Source organism: Methanobrevibacter sp., assembly GCF_015062935.1.
Classification (GTDB): Archaea; Methanobacteriota; Methanobacteria; order Methanobacteriales; family Methanobacteriaceae; genus Methanocatella.
The window spans coordinates 1-19,635 of the sequence record NZ_SUTM01000014.1; the positions used below are offsets into that span (position 1 = coordinate 1).

The 19,635-nt window shown below is 35.5% G+C and carries 12 protein-coding genes; all 12 read right to left on the minus strand.

The genetic code is table 11. The annotated features are described in order from the left end of the window. On the minus strand, window positions 1-4,880 hold a 4,880-nt coding region (locus E7Z81_RS07670; protein ID WP_292745989.1), incomplete at its 3' end, for a hypothetical protein. A gap of 320 nt (window positions 4,881-5,200) precedes the next feature. Next, window positions 5,201-8,380, minus strand: a complete 3,180-nt coding sequence (locus E7Z81_RS07675; RefSeq protein ID WP_292745990.1) for a right-handed parallel beta-helix repeat-containing protein — start codon at window positions 8,378-8,380, stop codon at window positions 5,201-5,203. Window positions 8,381-9,419: 1,039 nt separating this feature from the next. Continuing rightward, a complete protein-coding gene (locus E7Z81_RS07680; protein ID WP_292745991.1) occupies window positions 9,420-11,084 on the minus strand; it encodes an AMP-binding protein in 1,665 nt (554 codons plus the stop codon). Window position 11,085: 1 nt separating this feature from the next. Continuing rightward, window positions 11,086-11,220, minus strand: coding sequence for a hypothetical protein (locus tag E7Z81_RS07685; protein ID WP_292745992.1), 135 nt, complete (start codon window positions 11,218-11,220; stop codon window positions 11,086-11,088). A gap of 23 nt (window positions 11,221-11,243) precedes the next feature. Then, entirely contained in the window at window positions 11,244-11,816 is a 573-nt protein-coding gene (locus E7Z81_RS07690) for a helix-turn-helix domain-containing protein (RefSeq protein WP_292745994.1), read from the minus strand. A 179-nt stretch (window positions 11,817-11,995) separates the two neighbouring features. Next, on the minus strand, window positions 11,996-12,412 hold the full coding sequence (locus tag E7Z81_RS07695; protein ID WP_292745995.1) for a hypothetical protein: 417 nt from the start codon (window positions 12,410-12,412) through the stop codon (window positions 11,996-11,998). Window positions 12,413-12,703: 291 nt separating this feature from the next. Beyond that, entirely contained in the window at window positions 12,704-13,510 is an 807-nt protein-coding gene (locus E7Z81_RS07700; RefSeq protein WP_292745997.1) for a tetratricopeptide repeat protein, read from the minus strand. Window positions 13,511-13,577: 67 nt separating this feature from the next. Beyond that, complete coding sequence (locus E7Z81_RS07705; protein ID WP_292745998.1) at window positions 13,578-14,438, minus strand: hypothetical protein; 861 nt, start codon at window positions 14,436-14,438, stop codon at window positions 13,578-13,580. Between the two features lie 280 nt (window positions 14,439-14,718). Further along, entirely contained in the window at window positions 14,719-15,582 is an 864-nt protein-coding gene (locus E7Z81_RS07710) for a hypothetical protein (RefSeq protein ID WP_292745999.1), read from the minus strand. A gap of 226 nt (window positions 15,583-15,808) precedes the next feature. Continuing rightward, window positions 15,809-18,385 (minus strand): DUF3344 domain-containing protein, encoded by a 2,577-nt coding sequence (locus tag E7Z81_RS07715; protein ID WP_292746001.1) that lies wholly within the window; start codon window positions 18,383-18,385, stop codon window positions 15,809-15,811. 250 nt (window positions 18,386-18,635) lie between these two features. Continuing rightward, entirely contained in the window at window positions 18,636-18,971 is a 336-nt protein-coding gene (locus tag E7Z81_RS07720; protein ID WP_292746003.1) for a DUF2149 domain-containing protein, read from the minus strand. Between the two features lie 13 nt (window positions 18,972-18,984). Further along, window positions 18,985-19,632 (minus strand): MotA/TolQ/ExbB proton channel family protein, encoded by a 648-nt coding sequence (locus tag E7Z81_RS07725; protein WP_292746005.1) that lies wholly within the window; start codon window positions 19,630-19,632, stop codon window positions 18,985-18,987. Between the last annotated feature and the right edge of the window lie 3 nt (window positions 19,633-19,635).

Below are 19,635 nucleotides of genomic sequence, written 5' to 3' on the forward strand. Positions count from 1 at the left end.
ACAGTCACATCACCAAGAACACAATCACCTGTATTAGTTACAGTAATATTAAACGCAACAGTGTCATTCACAACAACGAAATCTGTAATGTTCAAACTTACTTTTTCCACAGTCCTATTAGGATTGTACACAGTCACATTAGCAGAACTATTAGTATCATTGGTTACATTAGACCTAGCAGTAACGTTATTTACTAAAGTACCGTTAACTAAAGCTTTGAAGTAAATAGTAAATGTAGCATTAGCACCTTTGACAAGGTCATTTCCATAGAAGAAAGTCATATTGTCATCAGATGCAGTCCAATCAGCACCAACAATCTTGATAAACTCAAATTCGTCAGCATTGAATTGTTCAGTAACATTCATTTTACCTAAAGTACAATCACCAGTGTTGGTTACAGTAATATTAAACGCAACAGTGTTATCCACAACAACAAAGTCAGTAATGTTCAAGCTTACTTTTTCCACAGTCATATTAGGATTGTACACAGTCACATTAGCAGAACTATTAGTATCATTGGTTACATTAGACCTAGCAGTAACGTTATTTACTAAAGTACCGTTAACTAAAGCTTTGAAGTAAATAGTAAATGTAGCATTAGCACCTTTGACAAGGTCATTTCCATAGAAGAAAGTCATATTGTCATCAGATGCAGTCCAATCAGCACCAACAATCTTGATAAACTCAAATTCGTCAGCATTGAATTGTTCAGTAACATTCATTTTACCTAAAGTACAATCACCAGTGTTGGTTACAGTAATATTAAACGCAACAGTGTTATCCACAACAACAAAGTCAGTAATGTTCAAGCTTACTTTTTCCACAGTCATGTTAGGATTGTACACAGTCACATTAGCAGTATCATTAGTATTATTTGTTACATTGGATTTAGCAGTAACATTATTCACTAAAGTACCGTTAGTTAATGCTTTAAAGTAAACAGTGAATGTAGCATTTCCACCTTTGACAAGAGTTCCTTGATAAGTGAATACATCACCTGATTTGACCCAAACAGCCTTATCAGAATGATCAATATAACTCAATTCACCATCATCAAAGATTTCAGTAACAGTAACATTACCTAAATCACAATCACCAGTGTTGATTACAGTAATATTAAACGCAACAGTATCATTAACAATGACAAAGTCAGTAACGTTTAAACTTACTTTCTCAACAGTCATGTTAGGACTGTAAACAGTCACATTAGCAGTGTCATTAGTATCATTTGTTACATTAGATCTTGCAGTAACATTGTTTACTAAAGTACCATTAGTCAATGCTTTAAAGTAAACAGTAAATGTTGCATTTCCACCTTTGACAAGAGTTCCTTGATAAGTGAATACATCACCTGATTTGACCCAAACAGCCTTATCAGAATGATCAATATAACTCAATTCACCATCATCAAAGATTTCAGTAACAGTAACATTACCTAAATCACAATCACCAGTGTTGATTACAGTAATATTAAACGCAACAGTATCATTAACAATGACAAAGTCAGTAACGTTTAAACTTACTTTCTCAACAGTCATGTTAGGCTGATAAACAGTGACATTTGCAGTGTCATTCACAGGGTCAGTGACATTAGATTTAGCAGTTACATTGTTAAGTAAAGTACCGTTCACCTTAGTAATTAAACCGACAGTGAAGTTTGCACTGGAACCATTTGCTAAAACGTCACCATAAGTGAATATCAAGCCATTCATGGACCAGCCGTTAGGTACAACCAAACGTAGTGAGTCGAATTCAGATGAATTGAATATTTCAGTAACAGTTACGTTACTTAAATCACAGTCACCTACGTTTTTAACAACAATTGTAAAGAATGTTTCATTTCCGACATAAACAGTCTTGTTTAAAGCAATCTTTTCAACAGTTAAATTAGGTTGATATACTCTTGTAGTGTTTTCAGAAGTTTTGTTTTTGGTTACATTGGATGTTACGTTAACAGTGTTTAATAATGTTCCGTTAACTAATGTTTTGAATATTACAGTGAAGCTAGCGCTTTCACCAGGGGTTAAAATACCATTATATTCAAAGACATTTGTTGCTGTATTTGACCATTTATCCTTATTTGTGTAGTCTAAGTATTCTAATTCAGTAGAATCGAAGAATTCACGAACGACCACATCGGATAAATTGCAGTCCCCAACGTTTTTAACCACTATCTCGAATGTGACATTTTCTCCGACATAGACAGTCTTGTTCAAAGTAATCTTTTGAATGGTCATGTTCGGAAGATAAACAACAGTGGTATTGTTTGCCTTGTTGTTTGTAGTGTTTGTCTCATTGCTTGTAGTGTTTACAACAGCGACATTCACGAATGTACCATTAGTTAAAGCCTTTGTAATAATGACAATTGATCTTTGCTCTTTAGGCTGCATGGAACCGATATTCCAAATTACATTTTGTCCGTCAGCTGTACAACCTTCAGGCAATTTGGTCAAGTCAATTTCAAGACCATTTGGAACTGTGTCTTTAACATAAACATTTTCAGCAACTTTAGAACCGCTGTTTACTACAGTAATATTCCATGCGACTGAGTCTCCAACATATATTCCTGTTATGTTAACAGTCTTGTTGATAACAAGGTCACATTGATCATCAATAACAATAATGATCGTTTCATTGTTGATTTCTGTGTAGTATAATGTTTCGTTGTACCATGCTTTGATGAGATAAACTCCAACGCCTAAATCAGTAAGGTTAATATCTATGGAACCGTTGATATCGGTTCTTGCTGAACCATTTTTGATTAGCTTACCGGTTTCATTGTCATAAACTTCATAATAGATTACCTGATTGTCTTCCAAATCATCTAAGTAAATATTAGTACCATCGAAGTTTTCATAACCTAAAACTGGAATGAGGTCTTCGTTTGGAGTTGTTCTTATTTCCTCAACGCCATTGTGATAGAATGGGAATGTGATATTTCTTATTGTAATATCACTTGTACCTCCCCTATTATGAATTGCATTAGCTATATTGTCCCCACCAATGTGGCTGAAACTAACAATCTTATCGTCACCAACTTGATATGTTGTTCCGTTTTTAGGAGCAGCAAGCAAGTAGTAAGATTTTGCCTGGTTATCAAAGAAAGTTGAATTGTATACTCTTAATGTAGAATCCTCAACATAAATTGCAGAACCGTTTGTAGCAGTGTTATTGACGAAATCACCTTCAATATCAATATACTCTGTACTTGAAATGTGGAAAGCTCCACCTTCACCTCTATCTATGGATATATCACCAGTAGCACTGTTATTGATGAAAGCAGAGTCTGAAACATGCACATGGTCTGCCATCATAATATGACAGAACCCACCATTTTCTGCAGTGTTGTTAAATGCATATGTTTCATTAAAGTAAATGTCTCCACCCAGAGTAAAGATAAATACTCCACCACCGTTGTCCTGAGCATAATTAGATGAAATATTGTTATTGGTGAAATTCAATTCATTACCAAATAATGTTTGAATATAAATACCACCACCAGCAGGATAGGATGAATCTTCACTATCTATGGCTTTATTGAAGGTAATGTTATTGTTAACGAATGTAGTATAATCACCTTCAATGTTCACACCACCACCAAAAATAGCAGTGTTATTATGTACTGTTGAATTTTGTACAAGTGTGTAATCACCTACAATATATGTGGAACCACCGAAATCTGCAGTGTTGTTTACTGAAGTAACGTTTGTGAATGTGTTATGATTTCCATCAACATATACAGCTCCACCTTGACCATAATCTTCGGTAACATGATTGTTTGAAAGACTAGTATTTACAAAATTACATTCATTTCCTTCAACATACAATCCACCACCTGCAGTAGTAGCATTGTTACCGTCCAAGTCACAATTCTGAACTGTTACATTGTTTCCAGCAACATATGAAGAACCACCATACATAGCAGTGTTGTTGGTTGAGTTTACATTATCGAAGAATGCATGATCACCAACTACATATACTGCTCCACCTTCTTCGGAAGCACGGTTGTTTGACACACTGACATTAATTACCTTACAGTTGTCTCCTCCTCCGATGTTCAATGCTCCACCTCTGATTTCTGCGGTGTTGTTGTCCAGGTTACAGTTCTGAACAGTCACATTTGAACCTCTGATGAATGTGGAACCACCACGATAAGCAGTGTTGTTGTTTGAGTGAACATTGTCAACCAAGATGTTGTCACCGACAATGTCGAATCCACCACCTAAACCGGTGTTATCGGTACCGTTATAGATAGCCTTGTTGTTGTTCAATTCTCCGTTTTTAACAATCACATTAGTACCGTTGACAAATGCAGATCCTCCACGTTGAGCAGTGTTGTTGTCCGCAATGATTCCAGTAATGTTTGTACCGTTGGACATGATGTAGAGACCACCTCCCATGGTACCTGCCTTGTTATTGGATACACTAACATTGTTAACTGTACAGTTGTCACCTGCAATGTTCAAACCACCACCCCTGAGGGTTGCGGTGTTGTTGTCCAGGTTACAGTTATCAATCACTGTGTTGTCACCCCTAATGAATGTTGACCCACCACGGTAAGCGGTGTTGTTGTTGGAGTGTGTATTATTAATGTAACAGTTATTACCTGCAATGTCCAATGCTCCACCGAGACCGGTTGAGTTAGGATTGCTTGCATTGAAGATAGCCTTGTTGTTGTTGAATTCTGAATTCAAAATAGTTACATTGGTACCGTTAACGAAAGCTCCCCCACCACGTTCAGCCTGGTTGTTGTCAGCAGTGATATTTGTAAATTGAGCTCCATCGGAAACTACGTAAATACCACCACCCATAAGACCGGCCTGGTTGTTGATGATTTCAACGTTTGTAACAGTACAGTTTTCACATTCAGCAATGTTCAAACCACCACCCCTGAGGGTAGCGTTGTTACCGTCAAATTTAGAATCTTCAACACAGGTGTTGTTACCCCTAATGAAAGTGGATCCTCCACGGTAAGCACTGTTGTTAAATGATGTTACGTTTGTAACGTTACATCCATTACCTAAAATGTCCAGTGCTCCACCGAGACCTGATGAATTGGTTTGGCTTTCATTGTAGATAGCCCTATTGTTACTTAAGGTACAGTTGTCGATAATTACATTGTCACCATCAATGAATGCTCCACCACCATTTTTAGCAGCATTGTTATCAGCAGTTACATTCCTTAAGAGTGTTCCATCAGCTACAATGTAAATACCTCCACCGAGACCAGAATCTTTCTCATCACTGTCAAATGCATTGTATTGGATACATTAACATTGATGATTTGGCATCCGTCACCAGCAATGTTCAATCCTCCACCCCTGAGGGTAGCGTTGTTGTTGTCGAAACTGGAATCCATAACCAATATGTTGTTACCCCTGATGAATGCTGCTCCACCACGGTAAGCGATGTTGTTGTCTGATGTAACATTGAAAAGATGACAGTCGTTACCTACAATATCCAATGCCCCGCCAACACCTGAGTTCTCTTGTTCTGTTAAAATTGCCTTATTGTTGTTAAAAGTACAATTCTGGACTAAAGTATCATTACCTTCGATGTATGCGGAACCTCCTTTTGCAGCAGTGTTGTTTACTGAAGTCACGTTTTCAAATACAGCACCATTTGCAACAAGACAAATAGCTCCACCTTCAGTACCTGCATGGTTATTGGAGATTTCGGAATTGGTGAATGTACTTGGAGTATCGGTAGTGTTGATGTACAATCCACCACCTTCTGAGGTAGCGGTGTTGTTTTCAATAACGGAATTGTCCACATTAACTGTGTTAATAATATATAAGTCTATTGCTCCACCCCTGTCAGCAGTATTGTTGTAAAATTCACTGTCAAGGATTTCTACATGGTCAATTGAATACATGTGAACAGCTCCACCTTGAGCACGCTCATCGCCACGGTCTCCTTTTGCAGTATTGTTAACAAAAGTAGTGTTAACATATCTGAGAACAGGCGGTTGAACATAAGATGTATCGATAGTCACATCAATAGCACCACCGTTACCGTTGGTAGCCACATTGTCATAGAATTCGGAATCTTCAGTGATGAAAGGTCCTCTTAATGCACCACCATAGGTACCTTTGTTGGCTGTAAATGTAGAGTTATGTATTTCAACTTCACCATAACATGACCAAATAGCTCCTCCACCGTTTTCGATTCCTCTACCGGCATCTTCACCATTACCGTATGCAGTGTTGTTGATAAATGTGGAGTTATATACATTCCATTCATTACCGTTTTGGATTTTGACAGCTCCACCACCGATATCAGCAGTGTTGTTTGTGAAGCTCACATTGCTTATTACACCATTATTGGAACCTCCAGCAACATAAATTGCACCACCGTCACCGCCAGCGCCGTCCGCATGGTTGTTTGTGAAATTTGAATTGAGCACATTGAAGTTATTTGAATTTACCCCAACATAAATTGCTCCACCGTCGCCTTCAGCGACATTACCATTTATGAAATTAATATGGTCGAGAACCACATTATTGACACCACCATTGATTGTGAATATTCTTGATTCTTTTTCCGCATCCAAGACGGTTCCATCAGTACCTATTATTGAAATTGTTTTGTCAATGACCATAGTTCTATCAATATCATTTAGATAAGTGATATTTTTCAGGAAAATGATGTCTCCCGGTTGTGCGTTGTTGATTGCCCTTTGAATATCTGAAAATCCATTACCCTCAACTTCTATTATACCAAAAGTACCCTCTTTTGTTTTACCGCCTAAATAAGTTGCGGTATAAGTGTAGGTATCTTTTGGAAGATGTGAGTAATCATAGGTTATCTGTCCGTTACTGTCAGTTACACCTGAGACAGTGTCAACTAAATCACCATTACTATTACGGATTTCCACTTGAATCTCTTCGTCAGGTAATGGAACTTTAGAGCCGTTGCCACCAGATGCTCCATCAATATTTCCTACAACAATGTTTGAGTAGTCAATTGACAATGTAAATGTTAATTTTGGATATCCTCCACTAACGCTTAAATCAGTTACTCCTCCAAGATCACAGTTTGTTACTTTTCCGTCACCACTACCGTCAGCATAAATAGCCTTTCCAGTAATAGCATTGTTGTCTACAAAATTAGAATCTGTCATTTGCGCATTGTGACAGTCATCAGCAATATAGATAGCTCCACCTTGACTTGTAGCAGAGTTATCTGTAAAATCACAATTTGTTATAGTAGCATCATCATGGTAAACACTAATTGCACCACCAGTAGCAGCGCTATTATCAGTGAAATTACAGTTTTCAATAGCAACACCTGATGCCTCAATATTTACAGCACCACCGTGTCCTGCGCTGTTCTGTTCAAAATTACTGTTGGTAATTGTTGAATCTGAACCGTCGATTTCAACTGCACCACCAAATGCATATCCTGCAGTTACTTCGTTACCGATAAAGTTACAGTTGTCTATTAATGAATTATCCCCACCAGCATATACTGCACCACCATTAGATCGGGTTGCTTTATTACTGGTGAAGTTGGAATTTCTTGCTGTTATAGTTCCTCCACTATAAACTGCACCATAATTACTAGCACTGTTTTGGTTGAAATTGGAATTTGCAATTGCAAGGTTTCCGGCACTATAAACTGCACCATAACTACCTTCTGCAGAGTTTTTTTCAAAATTACAACCATCAATTTCATTATCGGAACCTGCAAAATAAATTGCTCCACCGGATCCGCCCCATCTAGCTTTATTATTTGTAAAGTTACAATCGGTAATCTTTGTATTTGAAGCGGTAGCGGATGCGTAAATAGCACCACCTTGAGCCACTTCACAATTGTCAAATACACAATTGTTTACTGTACAATCTGAAGCACCGATATTTATTGCAGACCCCGGTCCCTGCCCGCCATGGGCATTTATAATTTTAACATTGTTCAATGTTATTCCGGCAGCATTAAAGTTAAACACTTTAGCTGAATTAGCGTCAATTGTTGAAAATCCGTCTGGATTATCACTTGTTCCACCGGAAATAATCACATTAGCCACATTAACATTAATTACTTGGTTTGCATCCCATTCACTCCAACTGGATGAGATACTTTGGTTTCCCAAATATATGGTGTCCCCTTCCTGAACAGTTCCGGAATCAAATAAATTTCTTATGTCCTGAACTGTTGAACCGGACAAATCATGTGTGGCGGACAATTTATCATTATTAATGGATTGCAGCTCGAGCAGTGTTCCATCACCGCCCGTTGTCATCGATATCGTATTATTCATTGCTGAATCCTGAGATGCACTAACTACTCCCACTAAAGATACGAGCAAGAATAATATCAAAATAAACAAAATAGTTTTTTCTATTTTTTTATTGATATTATCTCCTCCTTTGTAATACAATTTTTTACTTACACATATAATAAATCAAATTTATCATACCTGTCTAGAACAAGTCCAGACAATTGTAAATTAACATATAATTTTTTACACAAATATTAACGAAATATATATTATTTGTATATGTTCATAAATATACGGTAAATATTGAATTATTGTCTTATTTTAAATAACATGAATAAAAAATATATATATAAATTTACATATTTTGTATTAGCTTTAACAGTAAATAAGCGTATATATATGACATATTTATTTTACATATATAATAGTCAGTTTTAACACCAACAACCCAAAAAAAATCAGATAAATGCCATATCTAATCCAAAATCAAAAGACAATTAAAATCCCTATTTAAACAAATAAAAACATTCATTAATTTTTTTCATTAAAACATAGTGAAACAGACATTCAAATAGCTTTATAATCTCTTAAATATCATATAATCCCTTATTTTAAAATTAAAGACAGATATTAAACAAAAGTCCAATAAATAAATATTAAAAATATACATTACTACAACATTTTTAAATATTTTAAAGACTGATTCATCAAAAAATAATTTCTCAATCAGATAGAATAAGATCAAAGACAAAAATAGTGATGTATGAAAATATTGGTTTAATGCGTTCCTGATGAAAAAACCTGTGATAAAAAAATTATAATGGAAAATAAATCCTCCAATACAATCATCCATTAAAATGCTTCATATAAATCAAAAAAAAATGCAGAATCACAAAATTAAGGGGATTTTTAAATCTGAAGTGCCATATTCAATTTCAAAAGTTTTTGAAGTGAAGTCAAATTCCTATCCTAATGAAATTTTTAAGGCAATATTCGCCAATATAATGAAATCTTTGCATTAAACACAAGTTAGTACAAACAAATAAAAAAGTAAACATAAACATCAATAATTTTTGAAAAAAAACAAGTTATCCTTTAAAAAAATAAAAATTTTGAATGACTTTCAATTTGGAATTTCAAATCTGAAAAGTCTTCATATTTAGGCTTGTCAAATAAAAAAATAAGAAAAATTAAAGAGCTACAGCTCTCCATTTTCCCTGCGTTTTTCAAGAAGTTCCAGACCTAAATCGCCCAGTTTGTACTTCTGGATTTTACCACTTGTTGTAAGCGGGAACTCATCTACAAAGAAAACGTATTTCGGAACCTTATATCTTGCAATGGAACCTATACAGAAGTCACGTATGTCCGCTTCTGTAACGTCATCAAATCCTTCTTCCTTGATGATGAATGCTCCGACGATTTCACCGTATTTTTCATCCGGAATTCCTGCAACCTGAACGTCCTGAACACATTCGTGAGTGAATAGGAACTCTTCGATTTCACGAGGGTAGATGTTTTCCCCTCCTCTGATAATCATGTCCTTGATACGTCCGACGATTGAGTAGTAACCGTCTTCATCAACTGTTGCAAGGTCTCCTGAGTGAAGCCATCCGTCGGGCTCGATTGTCTCGGCGGTTTTCTCAGGCATGTTGTAGTATCCTTTCATTACGTTGAAACCTCTGCACATTATCTCTCCGGTTTCACCAGGTCCAAGTTCCTCTCCGGTTTCAGGATCTACAATCTTTACTTCAATATTCGGGAACTTGCGCCCTACGGTATTGATTTTTTTCTCGAATGAATCGGAAGCATTTGTCTGTGTAAATCCTGGTGCAGCTTCTGTAAGGCCGTATACGCTTGTAATCTCTTTCATGTTCATCTTTTCGATTGCATCCTTCATTGTTTCAACAGGACATGTTGAACCTGCCATGATTCCAGTTCTAAGTGAGCTCATGTCAAACATCTCAAACATAGGATGGTTCATCATTCCTATAAACATTGTAGGAACTCCGTAGATTGATGTACATTTTTCCTTCTGGATTGAGGAAATGGCTAAAAGAGGGTCATACTCTTCCAGCACAACCATTGTGGAGCCGTGGGTTATGACTGCCATTACTCCTAAAACTGTACCGAAGCAGTGGAAAAGAGGTACCTGCAGTAATAATCTGTCATCAGGAGTGTAGTTCATGTTTTCTCCGATGTAGTAACCGTCGTTTACGATGTTACGGCTTGTAAGCATTACTCCTTTAGGGAATCCTTCTGTTCCTGATGTGTACTGCATGTTGATTACGTCATACTGTGAGACTGAATCCTTAATCTTCTGGTATTCATCGTCATCGTAGTTCATTCCTAATAAGATTAATTCATTTGTATTGTACATTCCCCTGTGCTTTTCCTGACCGACGTGGAAAATGAATTTCAGGCGAGGGAATTTCTCAGCAATAAGATGTCCTCTTGCACAGCTTTTAAGTTCCGGTACAAGTTCGTTTATAATGTCAAAGTAGCTTGTGTCCCTGAAGCCGTCGGTCATTGCCAGTGCCTTCATGTCTGACTGTTTTAGAACGTATTCAAGTTCGTGTGACTGGTATGCTGTGTTTACTGTTACGATTGTTGCACCTATTTTTGCTGTTGCAAACATGTATGTCAGCCATTCCGGAACGTTTTTTGCCCAGATTCCAACGTGGTCTCCTTTTTCAATTCCTATAGCTAGCATTCCTTTTGCAAGATTGTCTATTCTTTCATCAAATTCCTTGTATGTAAATCTTAAGTTTCTGTCTGGATAAACGATAAATTCATGATCTGGCTGTTTTTCAACCATTGATTCGAAAAATTTTCCTAGCGGTAATTCTGTAAATAGTTCACTCATTTTATACTCCTCCGTTAATGTTTGTTGTTTTCAATTCCTGGCCCAATATGTTTAAACGCAACTGCAACAATCCCAACTCATGAGTAAACAGGTTCATTTTGCCAAATACTTCATATTTTAATTCTGATTTAAACATATTATCAAGCCTCTCGTTAATGATTAGTATGGAGTGTAGAGTACTGCTAATATTTTAGCCTTGTCGTTTCCGCTTGCGTGAAGGTGGTGTGGCACTACTGAATCGTAAAAGATAGTGTCTCCTTTACCTATTGTGAATGTGTCCTTTCCGTAAATTACTTCTATTTCTCCTTCAAGTACATAGATGAACTCTTCGCCTTCGTGGGATGAAAGTTCCTTTTCGCCTTCTTCATAGTCAATGTCGATTATGAAAGGATCTATGTTTCTGTCTATTTTTCCCGCACCTAGGGAGTGGAACTCAAGATTTGTTGCGTTGGTTACGTCTTCACGTCCTGAAAAGTAAAGTGAGTTTTCGGTTTTTCCGCCTCTTGTAACTACCGGTCCGAGTTCAGGTGTGTCGTCGAGAAATGTTCCTAAACGGACTCCTAAAGCCCTTGCCATTTTTGTTAATGGTGTAAGTGAAGGGATTACCTCACCGTTTTCCATTGCCTTGAGGACTTCAAGCTTTACTCCGCTTCTCTCGGAAAGCTCTTCGATTGTCATGTCTTGTCTTGCTCTTATGTCTTTAATCTTTTGTGCAAAGTCTTCGTTTGTCATATATTTCACTCATTTTTGGATTGTTACTTAAATTATTTAAGTATTTATAAGTATATTCAAAAAGATATATAAAAGTTACCTTAAAATTGGAATTATTAAAAATTTTTTAATTAAAATTAAAAAACAAATATAGAAAATAGCTTTTCATTCAAAAAAAAATAATGTTAAGAAAAAATTAGTTATAAAAAGTCACTTTTCGGCCTTGATTCAATGTTGAACTGCCTGTAGGTCAAACGGGAGTATCTGTTTGACTCGATGGAGAGCAGCTTTTCAGTATCATCACCGAATCTTGGAATTATTTCCTCTTCAAGCCAGTATTTTTTCAATGCCGGAGGATGACGTCCGAAGTTCCAGTATGCTTCATCAGGTTTATATCCTGTCTTTTCCTTGAGGTGCCTGAGGGCCTTGAATGACTTGGAATACGGACATGCTGAAATTATTATCACATAATTATCCTTGATTAAGTCAATCAAATCGGTATCGTATTCACGCACTTCAATCTCCTTACGTGCATGGTCATCATCATTTTTAATCAATGTGTGAAAAAAATCCAAAAGAATAATCCTGTCTGAGGCAATTTCGATTTTACCGTCCATTTGTTAACACCAGATAACAATCTGTTAGGCATCAGTTAAACTTGTTTTGGATTTGATGAAAAAAACATTTTACAAAATATTGCTTTAACACTGCTTGAATATTGATAAAAGGTTTGATTGAAGTTATTTAAAACAAAAACTTATATAAAATCAGGTTCAAGGTATTATTGTGAAGATTAATCCCCAAATCTTTACATGAATCATGCAGAATTAAAATATAGAATGAATGATCTTTCTAAAAAATTGGAGTATGGGGTTGGACGACCAACCTTATACTTTAAAAAAAATGAATTATCTGTTAAAGCATTCATCCCAAAGCTTTTTGTCATCATCGTCCAGGGCGAATATTGAATTTGCCTTTTCGAAAAATTTTACTGCATCAGCGTATTTTTCCATGTCATAATATGTTAATGCAATTCCTCTGAATGCTTCAAATGAACCGTCATCAACCTTCAATACAGAGTTATAGACATTTATTGCATCTTCAAAGTCCCCGTTTAGCCTGTTTGCATCTGCAATTTCCAGTCTAACATCAAGATTATCCTCATCCAATGCAAGGCATGTTATGAACTCCTCAATAGCTTCATCATAACTTTTGAGATTTACAAGAGCTTTTCCCTTAAGCAGATATGCCTTTGGATTTAATCTGTTCACTTCAATTGCCTTGTTACATAACAGAATGACCCTGCTGTTTACTGTCTGCCTGGATGTATGTTCATTTACAGAATCTGCCCTTTTCAGTTTTCTTTCAGCCCTTCTTACATAATCAGCATCCATGTTCAATGCAACTTTGGCATTCAGAGAAGGTTCGCTTATGAAATTCGGAACATCCTCACCGCTGATGACTTCGTCCTTGAATTCGGAAATGTCACATAAAACATCGTCTATCTGGTCAATGGCTCCTTCACTGAATTCCTCCAAATCCATCTCTTCAATTCGCTCTTTAAATTCGTCACTATCCAATTCCTTTAACACCACATCAGCTTCCTGCTTTAAAAAGTCAATGCTGTCTGAAATGTTTTGAAGAAATGTGGATTCAAAATAAACCTTTTGAGAGCTTTTTCTTGAAACCTTAATATCTTCCCAATCCTTTTTCATCATACCTCTCCGTGTAATGATTGAAAGATATTATTTAAAAAAAAGTATATAAATATTTTCAAATGAGCTATTCGCAGAAATTCTCAGGATATTCCTTTTTGAGCCCCTCAATGATATCTGCTATAAGAATTTCCTTTAAAGGCTTGTTTTCATATTCAAAACCGTCAAGACATCCGTTATAATCATAGCACATGTTCTTTTCATGGGTCTTTATGAACATGCTCAGGTCCATATTGGTCAGCCTGGAGTACTCTTCAGCATATTTTAAAAATACCTCATGCATATCAAGGTCCCTGTTCCAGAATCCCTGATAATATCTTATCCTGATATCTGCATCATCTTTTTTATCGAAATCCCTTTTTACTTCAAAAATCAGATCTTTTGCCTTTGCAATTTCCAGATCATGGACACTTCTGTTGTCTTCATCACACATATTTGTGAAAAACATCTTCTGGGTTTTTGACAAATCATCTGAAAAGTCAAAATCTCTAAAGTAGAACAGTGCATGCTTTACAGGACCCAGTTCAATTGGCTTGTCATTTTCGAATTTGGCAAATGGATGCAGGGCATGCATTATTGACAGTTCGGTTATTGAAACGTTTCCAACATAGTCTACAAGCTCAGGATACTCATCTATTGTCAGCCCGTTGACGTTCATATGGTCCGGCTTCCATCCTAGCTTATGGCCCCTGAAGCATATGAAGAATGTCCTGTCGAAATCGATTGATCTGAAATCATCAAGGATTATGCTTTTGTCTGAGTAATCGTTAAGCAATGAAAAGGCAACATCCCTGTAATATAGATGAATATCATGCTTTGCGCAGTATTCCTTTAGATAAGGAAAGACCTCTTTTATGAAATAGTAATATTCTCCGAACATATCATAGAATGTACTTGTTATCATCAGTGTTACATGTTGTGTTGCCATAGTTTACCCCAGTTATATTTCTAAAATTTTTAGTATAAATAGTTTTAAAATGTTCAGAATAATTGATGTTATAAAGAAAAATTTGAATATTTACAGAAAAAAATAGAATAAACTATATGTTCATAAAAAAATTTTAGAAAAATTAATCAGACCGCCCCTTTAATTTTATAAAAAATAATAAACCATGTTAAAAAACTATTACATATAAAAAAAGTCAATGTAAAATAAACATCACACAAAAATATTGAAAAATTTTAAAAAAAATATAAAAATAATCGAATTATTTGAAATTCTCAGGAAATTCGATTTTCAGTTCATTTAAAATATCCTCATAAATCACATCACCCAGTGGCCTTCCTCCAAAAGCCAGCTCGGACAATGCGCCATCTGCATTTCTGCAGAGATACTCTTCATGAATTTCAATGAAATCATCCAATGGTCTTTTAACTATTTTGGAATACTCATCAACATAGTCCAGAAACATTTGAAAAGTGTTTAAATTTTCATCCCAAGTAGCATCATAATTTCTGATAATCATTCTGGAGGAATTTTCAGAGTTTTTATCCAAATCATGTTTTGTTTCAAAAATCAGATCCTTGGCCTTTGCAACTTCCAAATCAAGTATTTCCTTAAGCTCGCCGTTGGATTTGTTAACATAAAAATGTTTGACCTCACCTGACAAGTCTTTTTCATAGTCCGGCTTTCTGAAATAGAACAGGGAATGTTTGGCAGGTTTTATGTCACATTTTTCGCCGTCAACATATCGGTCAAATGGTGTTAAAGCATGCATGATTGCAAGTTCAGTGATGGAAACGTTTCCAATGTAGCCCACAAGTTCAGGATACTCATCTATTGTAAATCCGTTGATGTTTGTATGCTTTGGTCTCCATCCAAGTTTCTGACCTCTGAAGCATATGAAAAATGTCCTGTCCATATCAATGAATCTGAAATCCTGAAGCAGAATGCCCTTATCTGCTTCATTTCTAGGCACTGAAAAAGCTACATCACGGTAATTTATCTCAATATCATATTTTTGACATTCCTCTTTTAATCTTGGATAGACTTCCTCAATAAAGCATCTGTATTCAGCCATCATATCATAAAAGGTACTATTAATCATCAGGGTTACAGTTTTAGCTACCATTTAACTCACAATAATAGGTTGACATTAATGATATAAAAATATGTTTATAATAAAGATATGCAGAAAAATGTTCATTTATCTACATTTGATGATACAATCATGTGAAGAAAACATTACCCTTTTAAATTATTAATGTTCGATTTGATTAAACTTATGTTAAAATCAAAAAGCAGCAAAATAATTTATCAAAAAGGTAAAATAAAAAAAGAAAAATAGGAAGTGAATCCTATTTTTTAATTGTTATAACACTTTTTGCACTGATGACATATTTGGAATTTCCGGAAGAAACTACAACTTTATGCTTACCGACTTTTAAAGATTTGGTGTTGAGTTTGGCTAAACCTTTAGAGCTGGTTTTTACAGTATATGTTTTGAATTTCTTGCCTGTGTAGACTTTAACTTTTATCTTAATGTTTTTGACTACTTTTTTGGTTGCTTTATTTTTAACAGTAACTTTAAAATATTTGGATTTTTTAACTTTTGCAGTAACTTTTGGAGCTGAAACAGTGGTTTTAGCTTTATCTACCTTAATTGAAGATGTAGTCTTTTTGACATTATAATCTGTACTTGAAGATGTAATTTCCACCTTATGAGTTCCAATAGCCAATTTTGAAGCAAGAGTGAATGTTGCAACACCATTAGATTTTGTGACTACAGAATATGTTTTGGATGATTTTCCTGTGAAAACTTTTAAATTAAGTTTCAAACCTTCCACAGCATTTCCGTCTTCATCTTTAACAGCGATTGTGAACGCTTTTCCTGAATCATAAGTTGTAGACAATATTTTTGGTGTTAAAGTTGTATCAAGAGAAAGTTTCTGGCTTACTGCAAATACCTGTTGTAAAGCCAGGATTGTAGAACCTGTTGCTACAAATGAAACGTTGTTTTTTGAATTTAACTGAATAACATTAGCATTGAATATCTCAACAGAGTTCGAAGATCCATTCCATACATTTTCTACAACTTCACCATTGAAAATTATATTACCTTCACCAGCTTGTGCACTTGCTGCAAAGACAAGCAAATTAGCTTTGACCAATTTTTTAGAACCAAATTCAACATTCAATAATGCATCAGTGCTAACCGCTCTGCTTGCTTTATTATAACTACTTGCAGACAATAAGTCCGCACCATTTCCAATGAATATTGTTGTTAATGTATCACTGCCGGTCATATTTGTCATATATATTAAAGTACTTGGATAAACAGCAGTCAAACCAGGTTCCTTGTTTATTATAAAAGTATTGTTGCCTTCTTTAACAAGGCTTGATACATCATAGACAAATAAACCGTAACCGTATTTTCCATAGGTACCTAAATTGGACTGATCCCTATAATGAGCTTTAGGACTTACTGATACTCCATTAAAAGTAGTGTTGAAAACAGGACCTGATGCACCAGATTTATCCCAGTTATAAGCAACATAGATTAATGCATTTACAAATTGGGAGTTTTCACCAATTGTAATTTCCCAGACATCACTTCTGTTTGTTTTAGCTGCAGACATGTAGGTTGAATCGCTGAGTGTTTCAGCCTCCATTTTTCCAGTAATTCTGTAAATTTCACTATCTTCAATATAGCTTGCATTGTATGCAAAATCCTTGCCCAAATTACCATTGTAGAGAACAGGCACTGTTTTATTAGCTTGAGCCACTACATTTTCGCCATATTTTAAATCAACTGCATAAAGCACTTTAGTATTGTTTGCACCATTTACAGTTGTCTCATCAACAGGCCTGACAGTCTGGTCAGTCAATAACAATGTAGCTGCACCGTCGACATCAATTTCTGTGCTGTTGACTAAAACACCATCAGCAAATAATTCAATTGTGTATCTGCCTGCCTTATTGGAATTTACATTAACTGTTATTGTATTATTTGTTCCTGCATAACATGTGTTTGTATATTCTGTTGCTAAAGATACATCAGCCTGTATTGAAAATGTTTTTAATAATGACAATACATTTTTGACTGAACCGTATGCGCTTGTTCCGGCATACATTGATAAAAATTCAGTATCTTCACCTTTATTTAAATCACCGGTCACATCCCAGCTGTTATATTGATAGTAGTCGCCGGAAGTATGATTTTTTGCATCACCCAAAATGACCTCATTGACTTTATAACTTCCGTCACCGCTTGAAAGCATGATATTGTATAATTCAGCACTGTCTATATTATTTGCATCTTTTGTTGCAAATGTTGTTGAAATATTGGTTTTTGACCATCTTTGAGTAGAATCCACCCAATAATTAATTACATCTGAATCTCCATCATCATATGCAAGAATCAATGCGATTAATTTGATTCTGCCGTCAAAGGTCTTGTTGTCCATTTTAAATGTGTCTACCTTAAGAGTTATTGCAGATCCGTTCAAACCTTTTACTGAATCGGTAATGTCATAATACATCTGATAGTCAGAGTAACATTTTGTTGTGTGGTCGTTTACTGGATAGACAGTTCCGTCACTGCTGCCGTCTTCAATCCATAACTCTTCACTGGCTATTTGTTTTTCTCCGTCTACTGTTTTTATACTAACATTTGCATTTGCTCCATGAGTATTTTTAGCACTTCCACCGTACACGTTTACATAAACGTTGACACTTTTGATATTCTGTGCGTCTGCAGGGATGTCATAGTTAAGCTCACCGCTTGTAGACCAAGGGTTTACAGAAGCCAAATCAACATCTCCTGAAACTTCACCAGAAATACCCTCCTGTGGATTGTCAGCACTTACTGCACTAAGAGAAATTACAATCATGAAAAGCAAAGCAAAAATAAAAATTAATGATTTCCGTTTCATAATATCCCTAACATTTTTTAAAACATTTTATTCATATTAAAACACTTTTTAACTGTTATTTATAAAATGCTTCACTTAAAATTGAGTAGTAATAACAATATAAAGATTATCTTATTACTTTATAAGTCTAAAAGTCCCAAAAAGTATTATTTTAGGCTAAAAGTAATACTAAATGTAATAAAATATAAAAAAAGTAATAAAAATAGAAAATTTTGAAAAAATAAAAGTAATACTTTTTACTTAATTTCTATTAACCTTCAACCATAATCAGCTTGCCCGTTGAAGGATCCTTATAGACCTTGCCCATTTCCATATAACCTTGACCTGAACTTTCAGAAGACTCTGGAGTTTCGTTCAATACCTGCCCTTCTGTAACCTCAGTGATATTAGCCTGGGCATTCTCAACAGCCTGCGATTGCTCATGAGAAGTATCCTGAAATACAACACTTTGCATATTCCAGCTAATCACAACAAAAATTAAAAAACCAACTGCAATAACAAGCATTGCATCCACAAGGTTGGAAGTTCCAGCCATAGGGTCTTCTTCGCCCTCGCTAAATCGTTTTTTGCATTTTCGCCTAACCATAGCATAACTTCCATTAATGTTTCAATTTATCCAGAAGAGCATCGCATAATGCATCCAAATTAGACAAGTCCTCTTCATACCATCTGCGTCTGATTTTTGATACGAAATACCCTACAGCACCTGCTCCTATACCTACAACAGTAGTATCGAATGCAACTATAATCGCATTTGCCAAAGTATTTACATCACCTGCACCCAAAGCCGCAAGACCTGGACCCATCGGAATCAATGTACCCATCAAACCTAAAGTAGGACCAATACGTGTGACAATATCGGTTCTTTCGATTCTTTTGGCAGCATTAGTTTCCTCAAACTCAACCAGTTTTCGTGCAAGAGTTTGCCTGGTTTCTGCTGTCAGGCTTTCAGACCTTAAAATCTTAACCAAAATAACTTTCTGATTTTCATAAATCCCAGAATTTTTAATAATATTCAACAACTCATCACTGGAACCTGCATTGGATATTGCATAAATTATCTTTTCAAGGCCGTCCGGAGACACCTTCCTTCTTGAAGTATACTCTGCAATGAGACTTCCCAGTGTAACTATTGCAAAAAATGCAAAAATTACAAGAAAAATAATTACAGGAATCTGCAGGCTCTGTGCTATCATATTTAATCCGGAAGTTAAAATCTCACTCCCAGGAACAGTAACAGCCACCATAAC

Bases quoted from the DNA above. Each gene is read 5' to 3' on its own strand.
- E7Z81_RS07680 (WP_292745991.1), bottom strand. From the start codon at position 11,084: ATGAGTGAACTATTTACAGAATTACCGCTAGGAAAATTTTTCGAATCA.
- E7Z81_RS07685 (WP_292745992.1), bottom strand. From the start codon at position 11,220: ATGTTTAAATCAGAATTAAAATATGAAGTATTTGGCAAAATGAACCTG.
- E7Z81_RS07690 (WP_292745994.1), bottom strand. From the start codon at position 11,816: ATGACAAACGAAGACTTTGCACAAAAGATTAAAGACATAAGAGCAAGA.
- E7Z81_RS07695 (WP_292745995.1), bottom strand. From the start codon at position 12,412: ATGGACGGTAAAATCGAAATTGCCTCAGACAGGATTATTCTTTTGGAT.
- E7Z81_RS07700 (WP_292745997.1), bottom strand. From the start codon at position 13,510: ATGAAAAAGGATTGGGAAGATATTAAGGTTTCAAGAAAAAGCTCTCAA.
- E7Z81_RS07705 (WP_292745998.1), bottom strand. From the start codon at position 14,438: ATGGCAACACAACATGTAACACTGATGATAACAAGTACATTCTATGAT.
- E7Z81_RS07710 (WP_292745999.1), bottom strand. From the start codon at position 15,582: ATGGTAGCTAAAACTGTAACCCTGATGATTAATAGTACCTTTTATGAT.
- E7Z81_RS07715 (WP_292746001.1), bottom strand. From the start codon at position 18,385: ATGAAACGGAAATCATTAATTTTTATTTTTGCTTTGCTTTTCATGATT.
- E7Z81_RS07720 (WP_292746003.1), bottom strand. From the start codon at position 18,971: ATGGTTAGGCGAAAATGCAAAAAACGATTTAGCGAGGGCGAAGAAGAC.
- E7Z81_RS07725 (WP_292746005.1), bottom strand. From the start codon at position 19,632: ATGGTGGCTGTTACTGTTCCTGGGAGTGAGATTTTAACTTCCGGATTA.